Source organism: Virgisporangium aliadipatigenens (genome assembly GCF_016863615.1).
Taxonomy (GTDB): Bacteria; Actinomycetota; Actinomycetes; order Mycobacteriales; family Micromonosporaceae; genus Virgisporangium; species Virgisporangium aliadipatigenens.
This window is the reverse complement of record NZ_BOPF01000003.1, coordinates 490,310-506,542: the sequence shown is the minus strand read 5'-3', so window position 1 is coordinate 506,542 and position 16,233 is coordinate 490,310. Positions and strand designations below refer to the sequence as shown.

Annotated in this window: 15 protein-coding genes; 9 read left to right on the top strand and 6 right to left on the bottom strand. The window is 71.0% G+C overall.

The genetic code is table 11. From position 1 onward, the window contains the following. Positions 1–6: 6 nt before the first annotated feature. Entirely contained in the window at positions 7–1,014 is a 1,008-nt protein-coding gene (locus Val02_RS06465; RefSeq protein WP_239152468.1) for an RNA polymerase subunit sigma-70, read from the bottom strand. 95 nt (positions 1,015–1,109) lie between these two features. Between Val02_RS06465 and Val02_RS06460 the strand changes: the two genes are divergently transcribed. Genes Val02_RS06460 through Val02_RS06450 form a run of 3 tightly spaced genes read left to right on the top strand, consistent with a single transcriptional unit; the run spans position 1,110 to position 3,419 of the window. Continuing rightward, a complete protein-coding gene (locus tag Val02_RS06460; protein ID WP_203897954.1) occupies positions 1,110–2,045 on the top strand; it encodes a DUF1152 domain-containing protein in 936 nt (311 codons plus the stop codon). A 27-nt stretch (positions 2,046–2,072) separates the two neighbouring features. Next, positions 2,073–2,552, top strand: a complete 480-nt coding sequence (locus Val02_RS06455; RefSeq protein ID WP_203897953.1) for a hypothetical protein — start codon at positions 2,073–2,075, stop codon at positions 2,550–2,552. A 39-nt stretch (positions 2,553–2,591) separates the two neighbouring features. Continuing rightward, positions 2,592–3,419: a phosphatidylinositol-specific phospholipase C/glycerophosphodiester phosphodiesterase family protein gene (locus tag Val02_RS06450; RefSeq protein ID WP_203897952.1), complete on the top strand. Its 828-nt coding sequence runs from the start codon at positions 2,592–2,594 to the stop codon at positions 3,417–3,419. Here Val02_RS06450 and Val02_RS06445 read toward each other — a convergent pair. Together Val02_RS06445 and Val02_RS06440 are read right to left on the bottom strand one after the other, a co-directional pair. Further along, positions 3,408–4,412, bottom strand: a complete 1,005-nt coding sequence (locus tag Val02_RS06445) for a glutathione S-transferase family protein (RefSeq protein WP_203897951.1) — start codon at positions 4,410–4,412, stop codon at positions 3,408–3,410. The two genes, Val02_RS06450 and Val02_RS06445, sit on opposite strands and share 12 nt — an antisense overlap. A gap of 26 nt (positions 4,413–4,438) precedes the next feature. Then, positions 4,439–5,440, bottom strand: coding sequence for a hypothetical protein (locus Val02_RS06440; RefSeq protein WP_203897950.1), 1,002 nt, complete (start codon positions 5,438–5,440; stop codon positions 4,439–4,441). Positions 5,441–5,593: 153 nt separating this feature from the next. Here Val02_RS06440 and Val02_RS06435 point away from each other — a divergent pair, with 153 nt between their 5' ends. From Val02_RS06435 to Val02_RS06425, 3 genes are all read left to right on the top strand, one after another. After that, the gene (locus tag Val02_RS06435; protein WP_203897949.1) at positions 5,594–6,724 is read left to right on the top strand and encodes a hypothetical protein; all 1,131 of its coding nucleotides are present in this window, start codon (positions 5,594–5,596) and stop codon (positions 6,722–6,724) included. Positions 6,725–6,758: 34 nt separating this feature from the next. Beyond that, a complete protein-coding gene (locus Val02_RS06430) occupies positions 6,759–7,877 on the top strand; it encodes a 5-methyltetrahydropteroyltriglutamate--homocysteine S-methyltransferase (RefSeq protein ID WP_203897948.1) in 1,119 nt (372 codons plus the stop codon). 160 nt (positions 7,878–8,037) lie between these two features. Next, complete coding sequence (locus tag Val02_RS06425) at positions 8,038–10,221, top strand: MMPL family transporter (protein WP_203897947.1); 2,184 nt, start codon at positions 8,038–8,040, stop codon at positions 10,219–10,221. Between the two features lie 330 nt (positions 10,222–10,551). On the opposite strand, the gene Val02_RS06420 is transcribed toward Val02_RS06425, so the two are convergent. The 3 genes from Val02_RS06420 to Val02_RS06410 all read right to left on the bottom strand — a co-directional run bounded on the left by Val02_RS06420 (position 10,552) and on the right by Val02_RS06410 (position 12,627). Further along, positions 10,552–11,214 carry a response regulator transcription factor gene (locus Val02_RS06420; protein ID WP_203897946.1) on the bottom strand — a complete coding sequence of 221 codons (663 nt, stop codon included), beginning with the start codon at positions 11,212–11,214 and terminating at the stop codon, positions 10,552–10,554. Beyond that, positions 11,211–12,368, bottom strand: a complete 1,158-nt coding sequence (locus tag Val02_RS06415) for a sensor histidine kinase (protein WP_203897945.1) — start codon at positions 12,366–12,368, stop codon at positions 11,211–11,213. Before Val02_RS06415 ends, Val02_RS06420 begins: the two co-directional genes overlap by 4 nt. 103 nt (positions 12,369–12,471) lie before the next feature. Further along, positions 12,472–12,627, bottom strand: a complete 156-nt coding sequence (locus Val02_RS06410) for a hypothetical protein (protein WP_203897944.1) — start codon at positions 12,625–12,627, stop codon at positions 12,472–12,474. 203 nt (positions 12,628–12,830) lie between these two features. On the opposite strand from Val02_RS06410, the gene Val02_RS06405 reads away from it, so the two are divergent. The 3 genes from Val02_RS06405 (at position 12,831) to Val02_RS06395 (ending at position 16,231) form a co-directional block, all read left to right on the top strand. Beyond that, the gene (locus Val02_RS06405) at positions 12,831–14,045 is read left to right on the top strand and encodes a sensor histidine kinase (RefSeq protein ID WP_203897943.1); all 1,215 of its coding nucleotides are present in this window, start codon (positions 12,831–12,833) and stop codon (positions 14,043–14,045) included. After that, positions 14,042–15,094, top strand: a complete 1,053-nt coding sequence (locus Val02_RS06400) for a threonine aldolase family protein (protein ID WP_239152466.1) — start codon at positions 14,042–14,044, stop codon at positions 15,092–15,094. The genes Val02_RS06405 and Val02_RS06400 overlap by 4 nt, the downstream gene beginning before the upstream one ends. A gap of 105 nt (positions 15,095–15,199) precedes the next feature. Beyond that, positions 15,200–16,231, top strand: coding sequence for an ABC transporter substrate-binding protein (locus Val02_RS06395; RefSeq protein WP_203897942.1), 1,032 nt, complete (start codon positions 15,200–15,202; stop codon positions 16,229–16,231). Positions 16,232–16,233 lie beyond the last annotated feature (2 nt).

The following is a 16,233-nucleotide window of genomic DNA, read 5'->3' as shown; positions in this document are numbered from 1 at the left end:
GTGTGATCACAGCGTCGGCGGCAGGTCCAACCACGGTTTGTCTCTGGCGTCGAAGCCGGTGAGCTCGGCGATCTTCCCGTCGACGATGCGCAGCACCGCGAGGGTGAACAACCGGTACTCCGGGCCGTCGGCGGCGCGCAGGTACAGCGCGGCGGCGGGCATGCGGTTGACCGTCGTGGTGATGCAGCGCCAGTCGTCGTAACCGGGCCCGAAGAGCCCGCCGGTGAGCCAGCCCTCCACCGCCTCCTTGGCCGTGGCGACCGAGGTGCCCGCCTCGGGCAGCATCACGAAACGCAGGTCGTCGCGCAGGAGGGAGACCAGCCCGTCGAGGTCGTTGCGCTCGTGGGCGCCGATGTACGACGCCACGACGGTGCGCTCGTCGTTCGACAGTTCGTGGGTGGCGGGCCTGCGCCAGTCCAGGCGGCGGTCGGGCAGCCGCTCGCGCATCGTCACCCGGGCCCGCTGCAGCGCGCTGGTCACCGACGCGACGGTCAGCTCGAGGGCGTCCGCGGCGGTGGCCGCCGGCCAGCCGAGGACGTCGCGCAGGATGAACACGGCCCGCTGCCGCGGCGGCAGGTGCTGGACGGCGACGATGAACGCCAGCTCGATCGTTTCCCGCGCCACCGCGGACTCCTGCGGGTCCTCGGGGAGCATCCGGTCGGGGTACGGCTGCAGGTACAGCAGCTCGGAGTCGAGGTCCGCCGGTTCGGACGGCACGGGTGTGCGGTCGTTGCGCTTGTCCAGGAAGTCGAGGCAGGCGTTCGTCGCGATCCGGTACAGCCAGGTGCGCAGAGCGGCGTTGCCCTTGAACGACGCCCGCTTGTGCCACGCCCGCAGGAACGTCTCCTGCGTCAGGTCCCGGGCGTCCTCGTAGTTGGCGAGCATCCGGTAGCAGTGCACCTGAAGCTCACGCCGGTGGCGCTCCGCGACGAGCGCGAACGGCGCCGTGTCGTCCGAGCGGGCCGCCGCGATGAACGCGGCCTCGTCGGCACCCAGCGGTCCCGCGTCGGCCATGGTCATCATCCTGTACCGAACGCCGGCGCACCCGCAACGGCGCCGCGCCGTAAACCGGGTGCGCCGGCCCGACCCGTCGCGCGAGGATCGCCCGGATGTGGCGGATGCCCTTCTTCGACGCGCTCGACCGGGCCGAGCGGATCCTGATCGCCGGTGCCGGCGGCGGGTTCGACGTGTACGCCGGTCTGCCGCTCGCGCTGGCCCTGCGCGAGGCCGGGCGCACCGTGCACCTCGGCAGCCTCTCCCTGGTCAATCTCTACAGCCTCGCGCTGGTCGACGGGGTCGCGGCCGTCACCCCGGAGACTCCCCCGATCGGCGATTATTTTCCGGAACGCACACTCGCCCGCTGGCTCGAGCGCCACCGCCTGCCCTCGACCGTGTTCGCGTTCCCGCGCACCGGGGTGCGGCCGTTGCGCGCGGCGTACCGCAAACTGGCGAAGCGGCTGGAGCTCGACGCGATCGTGCTCGTCGACGGCGGCACCGACATCCTCCTGCGCGGCGACGAGGCGGCCCTCGGCACACCCGTCGAGGACGCCACCAGCCTCGCGGCCGTCGCCGGCACGCCCGTTCCGACCCGCCTCGTGGCCGCCATCGGCTTCGGCGTCGACGCGTACCACGGCGTCAACCACGTACAGGTGCTGGAGAACCTCGCCGCGTTGGACCGGGCGGGTGCGTACCTGGGGGCGTTCAGCGTGCCGTCGCGGGGGCGCGCGGCGGCGCTGTACCGGGACGCCGTGGCGCACGCCGAGGCCGAGACGCCCGGCCGTGCGAGCATCGTCAACGGGCAGATCGCCGCCGCGCTCACCGGCGCCGTGGGCGACGTGCCGATCGCCGGCCGGACGTTCCCGGCGCCGCTGTTCGTCAATCCGCTGATGGCCATGTACTTCACCGTGGACCTGCCGGGGCTGGCCGCCGCGTCGCTGTATCTTCCGCGGATCCGCGCCACGGAGGAGTTCCTGGAGACGGCGCAGCTGATCGACCGGTTCCGGGACGGGATCGCGACCCGGCCGAGAATGTCGTACCCGCACTGAACGGTGGGGGTGGCCGATGATGGGGCGATGCCGCGGCTCTACACCGTCGACAACGCCCACCTGACGGCGGCACTGCGCGCCCGGTCCCCGTCCGAGGACCTCGCCGGCATCCCGGCCACCGGCGGCGGGCCGGTCGACGGGGCGCGGGCGACCCGGGCGGTGCGTGTCGTGGAGGCGCTCGGCACATACCACGGCGAGGTCGATCCGGACGTCTTCCCGGCCGCGCGCGGCAAGCTGTCGGCGCGGGTCCTCGCCCGCTACGGGCCGATCGTGGACCTGCTCGTCACCCACACGCCCGAGCGGATGACGCTGGCCGGGCTGACGTTCGGCGCGCCGTGGCGGGTCACCCGCCTCGACCCGACCGAGGCGCGCACGGCGGCGGTGGTGGCGGCGTCGGCCGTTCATCCGATGGAGCCGGATCTGGTGCCGGCGCTCGCCGCGCTGGAGTCGGCCGTCCGCGCCGCCGCGGCCGGCGGGCTGCTGGTGATCGCCATCGATCATCTGTGATTCGCGTCGATGTCACCCGGCCCTGAGAGGCTGCCCGGCATGCACACGCGTCGAATTCTCGCCCTGGGCGTCGCGGTGGCCGCCCTGCTCTCGGTGGCCGCACCCGCGTCCGCGCACGGCAGCCGGGTCCGCCCGCTCGCCCAGGCCCATGCGCACAACGACTACGAGCACGAACGCCCGCTGCACGACGCCCTCGCGCACGGGTTCACCAGCGTCGAGGCCGACATCTACCTGGTCGACGGCGAACTGCTGGTGGCGCACGACCCCGAGGACCTGGTGCCCGGCCGCACGCTGGAGAAGCTGTACCTGGAACCGCTCGCCACCCGGGTGCGCGCCCACCACGGCTCGGTGTACCGCGGCCATCGCCAGCCGCTGCAACTGCTCGTCGACATCAAGAACACCGGCGCCGCCACGTACACCCGCCTGCACGAGGTGCTCGCCCGCTACCGTTCGATGCTGACCGGCTACGCCGGCGGCCGCGTCCACGAACGCGCGGTCACGGTCGTGATCAGCGGCGACCGGCCGCGCGACCTGATGCTGGCGCAGCCGGTCCGGTACGCGTTCTACGACGGGCGGCTGGGTGACCTCGGCACCGGGGTTCCGGCGTCGTTCCTGCCGCTGATCAGCGACAACTGGACGAACGTCTTCACCTGGCGGGGCGACGGCGAGATGCCGGCCGCCGAACGGGAGCGCCTGCGCACCATCGTGTCGACCGCGCACCGGGACCGTCAGCGGGTGCGCTTCTGGGCCACGCCCGACACGCCCGGCCCACAGCGCACGGCCGTCTGGTCCGAACTGCGCGCCGCCGGCGTCGACCACATCAACACCGATGACCTGGCCGGACTGCGGGCGTTCCTAGCCCGGTAGCGGCGTGTGCTCCACCGGCACCTCCTCGCCCGGGCGCACCGGCCCGGGCGGGGTCCCGTCGCCGAACGGCCGCCCGCCCAGCGCCTCCCGCCCGTGCGGGCTCGTCCAGCCGTAGAGGTCGGGCCCGACCGGCACGATCCGGGTCGGATTGATCGTCGTGTGCACCATGTAGTAGTGCTCCTTGATCTGCGCGAAGTCGACCGTGTCGCCGAACCCCGGCGTCTGGAACAGGTCCCGCGCGTACGCCCACAGCACCGGCAGCTCGCTGAGCTTGTGGCGGTTGCACTTGAAGTGGCCGTGGTAGACCGCGTCGAAGCGCACCAGCGTGGTGAACAGCCGCACGTCGGCCTCGGTGATCGTGTCGCCGACCAGGTAGCGCTGCCCGGCGAGGTGGTGCGACAGCTCGTCGAGCCGCGCGAACAGCCGCCGGTACGCCGCCTCGTAGGCCTCCTGGGACGACGCGAAGCCGGCGCGGTACACGCCGTTGTTGACGTCCTTGAAGACCTTCTCGTTGATCGCGTCGATCTCGTCGCGCAGACGTTCCGGGTAGAGGTCGGGTGCGCCGTCCCGGTGGAACGCCGTCCACTCGGTCGACAGGTCGAGCGTGATCTGCGCGAAGTCGTTCGTGACGACGTGACCGCTCGGCACGTCGACGATCGCCGGCACGGTGATGCCCCGCGGGTAGCCGGGGAAGCGTGCCTCGTAGGCGTCCTTGAGGCGTTCGATGCCGAGCACCGGGTCGCGCCCACCCGGATCGAGGTCGAACGTCCAGCTCCGCTCGTCGTGCGTGGGACCGCACAGCCCGAGCGAGAGGGCGTCCTCGAGGCCGAGCAGCCGCCGCACGATCACCGCGCGGTTGGCCCAGGGGCAGGCCCGGGCGGCCACCAGCCGGTACCGGCCGGCCGCGACGGGATAGCCGTCGCGGCCGTCGGCGGTGATGCGGGTGGTGATGTAGTGCTGGTCGCGCCTGTACTCACCGGAGTCGTCGCCCATACGTTCAGACACTACGGCCGGGAACGTCAACCGGCCCGGCGGTAGACGAAGTTCTCCAGCGAGACGGTGATCTCGTTGCGGTTCTCCCGGTAGCGCATGCAGTACGTCAGCGGGTACCACCCGGAACGCTGCCACGCCGCCGGCTGCGCCGGCCGCACACACCCGTCGGCGGTCGTCCCCGACACCAGCCCCTGGAGCCAGGCCAGCGTGATCATCGGCTCGTAGAACATGATCCGCGCGTCGTTGAGCCCGTAGATGAACGTGTGCGTGAACGGCTGCCCGGTGAACTCCGGCCCGGAGGTGTTGATGAGGTGGTTGCCCATGCGCGGCTCGACGGCGTCGACGTCGACGTGCCCCGGGGCGACGTACCGCTCGGCGGCCGGCCGCTTGGCGACCTCGTAGTCGTCGCAGGCGACCAACTGCGGGCACGGCCCGGGGTCGATCGCCAGGCGTTCGGCGTCGGGCACCAGGTAGAAGTGGGCGTCGAAGTGCGGCACGTTGTAGACACCGATCGGGATGTGCCCGGACGGGTTCCAGTTGATGGTCAGGAACGTGAACCGGGTGTCCACTGTGGACAGGAAGCGCGGGTGCGGGCGCAGCGGCGCGCTGTGCCCACCGGCGCACTCGGTGTGCGGGTCCACGGTGCCGTCGGCGTTCTTGTCGAAGCAGGTGGAACCGTCGTTGGGCGGCTCCGGCGGCAGCGTGCCGAGCGTCGCCAGCGGTATCACCATGCCGATCGACACCGGCACGTCGCGCTTCGTCGCCTGCGTGTAGGCGGTGATCCGGCCGCCGCCGATCGTGACGGTGTCGCCGTAGAGCGCACACGGCCCGAGGTACGAACGCGTCTCGCGCAGCAGCCGGTCGACCTTGCCCGCCGGCACCTGCCGGTCCTGTTCGACGGTGGCGCCGCGCGGCACGAAACAGACGGCCACGTCGTCGCCGGCGCTGGCGGTGTTGGCCTGGATGAGCAGCGTGGCGGCCATCCCGGCGACGACGGCGGCACCGACCACGGCACGTTGAGTTCTCATGTGTTCTCCCCCGTGTGGAACGTCCCGTGGCCCAGCGTGCACGCTCCGCGAGATCCATTGAAGGAGTCGCCCGTGTCGATTTGCGGGTTGGCCGCTTCCGGCCGTGCCGCTACGGTGTCGGGGGCAACGTCAACGGTCCACAAGGGAGTGTCGATGGCGTCGGTGATCCTCGGGGCGGCCGCCGGTCTGTTGCTGATGTTCGGGCTGGTGTCGCTGCTGTGCTCCGCCGTCGTCGAGGTGGTCTCCAACCTGCTCCAGATGCGCGCCCGCTACCTGCTGCGCGGCCTGCGCACGATGCTCGACAGCACCGTCACCGGCAAGAGCACGCCGGTCTACGGGGACGTTCCCGGGGACGGGCACGGGCTGCCCAACCCGGCGGTCGCCCAGGAGAAGGACCTGCGCGGCCTGCACACCGCCGCGCTCGACCCGGACACCGCCGCGCACGCGGCCAAGGTGGTCAACGACCTGGCCGTCGCGGCGAACCCGCCGGCCGGGCCGAGCACCGCCGCGGTCGACACCCAGGGAAAGGTCGACGCGGCGCAGGAGGCGCTGTGGACCACGCCGGGCGGGTTGACGATCGCCCTGTTCGGCCATCCGCTGATCCAGTCCATGCAGACCAAGCGCATCTCGATCGGCCGGTTCAGCAAGCGCAATCCACCGTACCTGTCGGCGAAGATGTTCGCGCGGGTGCTCATCGACACGCTCGTGCCGGACAGCGCCGGCAGCACCAACCTCAGCCGCATCGAACGCACCGTCACCCAGCTGCCCGAGGGGCTCCCCGCGAAGAAGAGCCTCCTCGCGCTGGTCCGGCGGGCCGACGGCGAGCTGCAGGAGTTCGAACGCCTCGTCGAGCAGTGGTACGACGAGCACATGGCCCGGGTCTCCGGCTGGTACAAGCGCTGGAGCAAGGCGGTGCTCGCCTGCGTCGGGCTGGCCATCGCGATCGCCGCCAACATCGACACGCTGCACGTGGCGCACAGCCTCTACGCGGACCAGCCGATCCGCACGGCGGTGCTGGCGCAGGTGAGCGAGGGGACGCTCTGCCAGGAGGTGACCGATCCGGCCCAGCGCGCCGCGTGCGTGCAGCGCGAGATCACCGACCTCAAGGCGTCCTCGCTGCCGATGGGCTGGTCGCAGGTGGACGTCGACGGCTGGACGGGCTGGCTGGTGAAGGTGGTCGGCTGGCTGCTCACCGCGCTCGCCGTGAGCTTCGGCGCGCCGTTCTGGTTCGACGCGTTGCAACGACTGGCGTCACTGCGCGGCACGGGGCCGAAACCGGCATAAGGTAAGGGCCAACCGCCGTCGTGAGGAGTCGTCGATGACCGCACGCACCCGACCGCCGTTCCGCGCCGACCACGTCGGATCCCTGCTCAGACCGCCACGCCTGCTGGAGGCGCGCGCCGCGCACGCCGAGGGCCGGCTGCCCGCCGAGGAGCTGCGCGCCGTCGAGGACGACGCGATCCGCGAGGTCGTCCGGATGCAGGAGGAGGTGGGCCTGCAGACGAGGACCGACGGCGAGTTCCGCCGCACCTCGTGGCACATGGACTTCATCTACCAGCTCGGTGGCATCCGCCCCACCGACGAGAAGATCGAGGTCCAGTTCCACACCAAGGACGACGACCTCAGCTTCACCTCCGCCGCACTGCGGGTCGACGGCCCGATCCGGGTCGAGGAGACGATCTTCGGTGACGCGTTCACGTTCCTCAGGGAAACAGCCTCCTCGGGAACGCCCAAACTGACCGTCCCGTCGCCGAGCATGGTCCACTACCGGGGCGGTCCCGCCGCGATCGACCCGGCGATCTACCCCGACATGGAGCAGTTCTGGGCCGACCTGTCGGCCGCGTACGCCGAGCAGGTGCGGCGGCTGGGCGAGCTGGGCTGCACGTACCTGCAGTTCGACGACACCAGCCTGGCGTACCTCAACGACCCCGCCCAGCGCGACATGATCAACAAGCGCGGCGACGACGCCGAGCACCAGCACGAGCGCTACATCCGCCAGATCAACGCCGCGCTCGCCGGCCGGCCCGCCGACATGGCCGTCACCACGCACATGTGCCGGGGCAACTTCCGCTCGGCGTGGGCCGCGAGCGGCGGCTACGACTTCGTGGCCGAGGCGCTCTTCAGCGAGCTCGCCGTCGACGGCTTCTTCCTGGAGTACGACGACGAGCGCTCCGGCGGGTTCGCCCCGCTGCGCTTCGTGCCACCGGGCAAGCAGGTGGTGCTGGGGCTGGTGACCACGAAGAGCGGCGCGCTGGAGGACAAGGACACGCTCAAGCGGCGCATCGACGAGGCGAGCCGCTACGTGCCGCTGGAGCAGCTGTGCCTGTCGCCGCAGTGCGGCTTCTCGTCCACGGTGGAGGGCAACAACCTCAGCTACGACGAGCAGGTCGCGAAGCTGCGGCTCATCGTCGAGACGGCGCAGGAGGTGTGGGGCTGAGACAGCCCTCGGGCCGAAGTATGCACGAAGGTACTGCCGTCGCCGGGCGACCTTCGTACTGCGATCTTCGTATTCGGAGCCTGCACCTGCACGACGACGTGGGTGGGGCCGGGAAAGGAGGCTGTGGGCGACCTTCGAGAAAGAAATGGAGTGTCGTGCCATGGCAGGCATGCTCAGTCGTCTTGGTGGTTTTTCCTATCGCCGGCGGTGGTTGGTCGTTGCACTGTGGCTGATCGCGCTCGGCGCGGCGGTGGCGGTCGCCGTCAAGTCGGATGGCCCGGTCAGTACCAGGGCGACCATGCCGGGAATCGAGTCGCAGGAGGCGTCCGACCTCATCGCGGAGCGCTTTCCCGGTACCGCCGCGGACGGTGCGTCGGCGACCATGGTGTTCGTTGCGCCGCCGGGTGAGGTAGTGACGTCCGCGGAGAACGCGAAGGCCATCGAAGCGGCGCTCGCGGCGGTCTCCGGCGGTCCACAGGTGGTGCGGGTCGTCGCGCCCTCACCCGGCGGGAGCATCAGTATCGACGGTTCGACCGGCTTCGCGTCGGTGTCGTACGGGGTGCCGTCGTCCGAGGTCACGGCGGAGTCACGCGCCGCGTTGGAGAAGGCGGTGTCGCAGGCACGCAGCGCCGGATTGACGGCCGAGATGTCCGGCTCGGCGCTCAAGACCGGCACCAAGATGAGTGCCATGGAACTCGCCGGGGTGGCGATCGCCGCGGTCGTGCTGCTGATGACCTTCGGCTCGATGGTGGCGGCGGGCCTGCCGCTGATCACGGCGATCATCGGGGTCGCCATATCGTTCCTCGGCGTCTGGGCGGTGGCCGGTCCGCTAAACATGGCGATCACCAGCGGCATGCTCGCACTGATGCTGGGGCTGGCGGTAGGCATCGACTACGCGATGTTCGTCGTCTCGCGTTACCGGGAGGAGCGCCACAGCACACACGACGCCGAGCAGGCGGCCCGTCGTGCGGCGGGAACGGCCGGCTCGGCGGTGGCCTTCGCCGGGACGACCGTGGTGATCGCGCTCGCCGGGCTCTGCGTGGTGGGGATCCCGTCGCTGGCGAAGATGGGTCTTGCCGCCGCCGGCGCGGTGGTGGTGGCCGTCCTGGTAGCGCTGACCCTGGTTCCGGCGTTGTTGGGCTTCGCGCCGAACATGGTCCTGGCGCGAGCGCAACGCCGTGGCGGCGTCCACAGCTCTGTCATCCACCCGGTGGCGCGCCGCTGGATGGGGCTGGTGCTGCGCCGTCCGCTTGCGATCACGCTGGCAGGTGTCGCGGTGCTGGCCACGATCGCCGTTCCGGCCCTGTCGCTGCGACTCGGCACCCCGGGGGATGCGTCGCTGCCGGTGACGCAAACCCAGCGACGCGCGTTCGACCTGCGGGCCGCGGCGTTCGGGCCCGGGTTCAACGGTCCGCTGACGGTGGTGGTCGACGCGCGCGGCGCGGAGGAACCGCAGGCCGCGGTGGAGACCGTGGCGGACAGCATCAGAAAGGTCAACGGCGTGGTGTCGGTGTCGAAGGCGACCTTCAACCAGAAGGGCGACACGGCGATCCTCACCGCCGTGCCCTCGACCGGTCCGACCGACGAACGCACCGAAGATCTGGTGGAGCGGCTGCGCACCGTACGCCCGGACGTGGAGGCCGCCCAGCACGTTCGGTACGAAATCACTGGCAGCACCGCGCTGGACATCGACATGGCGCGCAAGACACGGTCGGCGCTCGTGCCGTACGTGGCGATCGTGATCGGTCTGGCCGTACTGCTTCTGCTGGTGGTGTTCCGTTCCGTCTGGGTGCCGGTCAAGGCGGCCCTCGGCTTCCTGCTGTCGCTCTTCGCCGCGCTCGGAGTGATCGTCGCGGTGTTCCAGTGGGGCTGGGCGGCGGACCTGCTCGGCGTCGAGCAGACCGGGCCGGTGATGAGCCTGATGCCGATTCTTCTGGTGGGCATCGTGTTCGGCCTGGCGATGGACTACGAAGTCTTCCTGGTGTCGCGGATGCGCGAGGCCCACGCCCACGGCAGGCCGGCTGACGAAGCGATCGTCACCGGTTTCGAGCAGAGCGCGAAGGTCGTCGTCGCGGCCGCCGTCATCATGATTGCGGTGTTCGGTGGGTTTGCTGCCGCTCACGAGCCGCTGATCAAGATGGTGGGCCTCGGGCTCGCGTGCGCGGTCTTCTTCGATGCGTTCGTGGTCCGCCTGACGCTGGTGCCCGCCGTCCTGCGGCTGCTCGGGGAACGGGCCTGGTGGCTGCCACGACGACTCGACCGGGCGCTGCCGCACGTCGACGTGGAGGGCGAGTCGCTGAGCGAACAGCGGCCGCGGCCGGCTCGAGTGAGCATCGGCCGATGACCGAGCGCGATTCGCCCGCGCCGACCGCGGTGCACCGAGACGTCGTGGAGGAGCGCGGGCCACGCCGGTGCGCCACGTGCCAGACGACGCTCGTAGCCCACATCTATACCGGGTTCAATTGCACCCTTCAGTTGATCCGGAGCACGACGTACATCTGTCTCACGTGCGACCCGCACACACCGGTCGCCCGCACCACCACGACCAAGCCGGGCTGCGGGCCGGCGGCCGGTTGTCACTAGATCGATCCGGCACCTCTCGCGGGTGACCTACCTCAGGGCCGCGCCCCCGGCGCGGCCCTGAGGCGCACCCGCCGAACATGCCGCGACGGCCCTAGCGCACCTGCACCAGCCCTTGCTGGTAGGCAGCGACGACCAACTGGGCGCGGTCGCGGGCCTGCACCTTCATCATCGCCCGGTGGATGTGCGTCCGGACCGTCAGCGGGCTCAGGACCAGCCGCTCGGCGATCTCCTGGTTCGACAGGCCATGAGCGGCAAGTGCAGTGATCTCACGCTCCCTCTCGGTCAGCGTGGCCAGCGATCCCCGCAGCGGCTCGCGGCTGCTGCCGGGGGCGGACAGGAAGCGGTCGATCAACGCGCGGGTGGCCAACGGCGAGAGCAGCGCCTCGCCGCCGACCACGGTCCGGATCCCGGCGAGCAGGACCTCGGGCGTGACGTCCTTGCCGAGAAAGCCGCTGGCGCCGGCTTCGAGCGCGCGGGCCACGTACTCGTCGGTCTCGAACGTGGTGAGGATCAGTACGCGCGTGTGTGCCAGGTCGGGCGTGGAACAAATGCGCTGCGTCGCGATCAGTCCGTCGGAGACGGGCATCCGGATGTCCATCAGGACCAGCTCCGGCCGGTGCCGCCGGGCGAGGTCGACCGCCTCCTCGCCGTTCGCGGCCTCGGCGACGACCGTCATGTCGTCGCAGGAGTCGATCAGCATGCGGAACGTCGAGCGCAGCAGCGCCTGGTCGTCGGCGAGAAGGATCTGAATCATCGGGCTTCCTGATCTTCCTGCCACGGGGCCAGAGGGATGGTGAAGGAGACCGCGTACTGATCCGGGCCGGCCGGCCCCGCCCGGACGGACCCGCCGACCGCGTGAACCCGTTCGCGCATGCCGATGAGTCCATAACCTCCCGCTCCCGCCGGGGCGGGGAGGGCAGAGGTGTTGCGCACCTCGGCGGAGAAGGTGTCCTCCCCATACTCCAGGGAGATCGTGACGACCGGGCGCACCGCGTGCTTGGTGACGTTGGTCAACGCTTCCTGGATGATCCTGAACGCGGTGAGCTCGACCAGCGGCGGCAGGCGCCGCGCCGTTCCGTTGCTGACCACGGAGACGTCAAGCCCGGCCGCCCGGCACGCCTCGATCACCCCCGGGAGCCGGTCGAGTCCGGGCGCCGGCGCGGTGCCCGTCGGGGAGTCGTCGCCGGGATTGCGGAGCAGTCCTACGGTCGCCTTGAGTTCCCGCAACGCGGCCGCGGTCGAGCCGCCCAGCCCGGCAAGCAACTCGTGTGCCTGCTCGGGACGCTTCGCCAGCAGATGAGCGGCGGTCCCGGCCTGGGCGTTCGCGACGGCGATGTGATGCGCGACCACATCGTGCAGGTCGCGGGCGATGCGCAGCCGTTCCTCGCTCAACCGGCGGCGCATGTCGCCGTCCCGGCTGCGTTCGGCATCCTCGGCACGGGCCTGGACCATCTGGAGGTACGCCCGTTGGGCGTGGGTCATTCTCCCGGCGAACACCGCCGGCAACAGCCAGAAGGCGACACCGACGGTGCGCAGGAGCAGCGACCCGCCCGTCGGTTTCGGGTCGCTCGTCATCCCGCCCACGATCACCGCGATCACCGCGACGCCGGTCCACCAGCCGGCCGCCCCGGGGCCGCCGAGAACCGTCAGCCGGTACAGGCATCCGATCAGGGGGGCCAGCAGCAAGGGCGTCGGCAGGTAACCGGCCGCGCAGGCGGCGGTCTCGCAGCAGATCGCGACGACGGTCGCGGCGCGTGGATAGCGAACGGCCGCCAGCAGGGCGAGACTCGCCACCAGGCTCAGCACCGCACCGGGAAGGAGCTCCGACGGCCGGAAGATGCCCTCGGTGCTGAGACTGACACCAAGGGCAGCGAAAACGAACGCGACCAGCGCTGCCAGCACGTTCATCGGACCGACATTACCCGGTTGATCAACGCGAGCTCAATCCGTGCACCGGCGGCAGCGCGCCCGGTGACGCACGTACCGCGCAGGAGGTGTGGGGCTAGGCGCCCTACTGCAGCAGGCTCGTGAGGAACGTCCCGGCGCCGTCGGCCATGTCGCCGAAGACCCCGACGATGTTCTTCACGGCGTCTGCGCTCTCCCCCGGGCGGAATGCGATCATGAACACGAGAAGTAGGATCGCGACTGGCTTGGCGAACTTCTTCATGACATCGACCTCGTTCTCGCTGACGCGGGTCTGTCCGCAAATTCTAGTGGGCGCCAACGGATTCACTAACGATGCCGGGCACTCATTCATCTAATCAGGCCGACGCGGGCCGGTACGTCGTTTTCCCTGCTACCAGGGTTTGACAGGTGGCCTGGTCCCCCGGTGTGACGCGGATGTCCGGGCCTTTCCCTACCATGCGCAGCGTGAAGGAACTGCTGCGGGAGTTGAACCCGACCGCCGGTGAACCGGTGCCGCCGTGGGGCCGGTTCGAGGGCCGGGTGCGCCGCCTGCCGCACGTCGCCGTGCTGGCGTTCGCCGTGCTGGTGTGGGGCGTGACCGCCGGGTCGTTGCCGGAGGGTTCGGGGGCCGCGGCCGCGGTCGGGCTGGCCCAGGCCGTCCCCCTGATGGTCGCGCTGGTGCGCCCGGTCGGCGGCTTCTGGTTGTCGGTGGTCGCCGGTCCCTTCGTCAGCGAACTTCTCCGTCAGGGCGCCGCCACCCCGGTGTGGGCCGAGGCGAGCGTGCTGGTGCACCTGGTGGTGCTGGCCGTCGTGGGCCTGCGGGTACGGCCGCTCACCTCGGTGGTGCTGTGGCTGGTCACCCTGCTCGCGGGCGCGGTGCTGGTCCAGCGGATGCCCGGGGTGAACGCCTCGGAGGAGCTGCCGATCATGACGGTCTTCTCGGCGGTCGTGCTGGTCGCCGCGGCGGCCGTGCGGGGGCGTGGGCGCACGACGGCCCGCATCGCCGCCCTCGAACGGGCCAACGAGGAGGAGCGGGTGCGCCGTTCGATCCTGGAGGAGCGCACCCGCATCGCCCGGGAGCTGCACGACATCGTGGCGCACCACATGTCGCTCATCGCGATCCACGCCGAGACGGCGCCGTACCGCATCCCCGACCTGTCGCCGGAGGCGGCCGACACCCTGGTCACCATCCGCAAGGGGGCCGTCGAGGCGCTGACCGACCTGCGGCGCCTGCTCGGTGTCCTGCGCGGCGACGGCGCGGCCGACGGGGCGGCGGTGCCGACACTGGACCAGTTCGACCGGATGATCGACGCGGTGCGCGCGGCCGGAACGGAGGTGACCACGGCGACCCACGGCGAGCGCCGGGACCTGCCTCCCGAGGTGGGGGCCGCCGCGTACCGGATCGTGCAGGAGTCGCTGAGCAACGCGCGGCGCCACGCGCCCGGCGCACCGGTGCGGGTGGCCCTGGAGTACGGCCCGCGCACGCTGGGGATCCGGGTGGAGAACGACCCGCCCGGGCGGGTACCCGAGGCGGGCAAGGGCTCCGGGCACGGGGTGCGCGGCATGCGCGAACGGGCGGCGGCCCTCGGCGGCACGCTCACGGCCGGCCCGCGGGAGGACGGCGGCTTCGCCGTGAGAGCGGACCTTCCGACCGGCGGGAATGGCACACTCGCTGCGTGACGATCGAACGCCTGCACGACCCCGACATCCGCACCTTCGCCAGCGACAACACGGCCGGGGTGCACCCCGAGGCGATGGCCGCCATCGCCGCCGCCAACGGCGGCCACCAGGTCGCCTACGGCGGTGACGCCTACACCGCGCGGCTGGCGGAGGTGGTGCGGGCGGAGTTCGGTGCGGCGGCCCAGGTGTTCCCGGTGTTCAACGGCACCGGCGCGAACGTCATCGGGCTAACCGCGGTGATGCCCCGCTGGGGTTCGGTGATCACCACCTCCGGCGCGCACCTGCACACCGACGAGGCCGGCGCCCCGGAACGGGTCAGCGGCCTCAAGCTGCTGACCGTGCCCACGCCCGACGGCAAGCTGACCCCGGAACTGGCGAGCCGCGAGGCGTGGGGCTGGGGCGACCCGCACCGGCCGCAGCCGCTCGCCGTGAGCATCACCCAGGCGACGGAGGTCGGCACGCTCTACACGCCGGAGGAGGTGCGCGCGGTGGCGGAGTTCGCGCACGGGCACGGCATGGCGGTGCACCTGGACGGCGCCCGGATCTGGAACGCGGCGGCCGCGCTGGACCTGCCGCTGCGGGCGTTCACCTCGGACGTGGGCGTGGACGTGATCAGCCTCGGCGGCACCAAGAACGGCCTGCTCGGCGCGGAGGCGATCGTGGTCGTCGACCCGTCCCGCGCACCCGGCCTGGAGTACCTGCGCAAGATGAACATGCAGCTCGCGTCGAAGATGCGGTTCCTGAGCGCGCAGCTGCTGGCCCTCTTCGACGGCGGGCTCGGACTGCGCACGGCGGCCCACGCGAACGCCATGGCGACCCGGCTGCGCACCGTTCTGGAACGCGACGGGGTGAAATTCGGCCACCCCACCGAGGCCAACGGCGTCTTCGCCCTGGTGGACGCCGCCGTGGCGGAGCGGATTCGCAAGCGGGTGCGGTTCTACGACTGGGATCGCGACGCCGGGTTGGTCCGCTGGATGACGGCGTGGGACACGACCGAGGCCGACGTGGACGCGTTCGCGGCGGTGGTACGCGAGGAACTCTCGCGCTAATCCCTACTTGACCCGTAGGAATAAGGGGAGATAGATTCTCCCTCGGGTGGCCCCCAAAGCTCTGTCCACTGTGGACGTATGCACGCCTTCCGAGGGAGTTCCGTCTTGAGATACACGCTTTCCCGGCGTGCGCTGCTGGGCGCCGCCGGGGCCTCCTTGTTGACCGCCTGCGCCGGCGAGGAGTCCTCCGGCGGGCTGAGCGGGACCGCCGCGCTGCCCGAGGCCGTCGACCCGAAGACCGCGCTGTCCATCGCGATCCGGCCGACCCAGAAGCAACTGGAGGCCTCCGGACTCATCTCCCAGCTGCCGTTCCAGGTCAAGGAGTGGGTCAACCTCGGCGCCGGGCCGGACATCATCCAGGGCTTCCGCGCCCGTTCGATCGACATCGCCAACAACGCGGGGATCCCACCCATCCAGGCCCGCGCCATCAACTTCGAGGCGAAGATCGTGGCCGTGCAGACGGTGCCGATCCCGATCTACACGTTCGCCACGGCGCCGGGCTCCGGCATCAACTCCCTCGCCGACCTCAAGGGCAAGAAGATCGCCTTCTCCCAGGGGCAGGCGCAGGGCGTGGTGGTGCTGCGCACCCTCAAGGAACTCGGCCTCAAGAACAGCGACGTGACGCTGGTCCCGTTGACCAGCAACCAGTTCTTCACCGCGCTGCAGAGCAAACAGGTCGACGCGGCACCGCTCGGCGAGCCGAACCTCACCAAGTACCTGACCCAGTTCGAGCGCGACGGGGCCAAGGGCGTCGCCATGAAGGCCGTCGACTACCTGTCGGTGCTGTGGTCGCCGGTCGCCGTGCTCAGCGACCCGGCCAAGGCGGCGGCGGTGCGCTCGTTCATCCCGTTCTGGGTGCGCGGTGCCGTGTGGGGCTGGGAGAACCAGGCCTCCTACATCGACGCCTACTACGTGAAGGACCAGCAGGTCACCAAGGCCGACGGGGAGCGCATCCTGCAGGTGGCGCCGAAGCCCGTCTTCCCCACCTCCTGGGACAAGGCCGTCGCCTGGGAGCAGGAGACCGCCGACCTGCTGGCCGACGGCGGCTTCGTGCCTCGCGTCCGCGCGGCCGACCTCTTCGACCGGCGGTTCGAGAAGTTCGCCTCCGACGCCGCGCCGGCGAGCTACCGGGAGTAGCC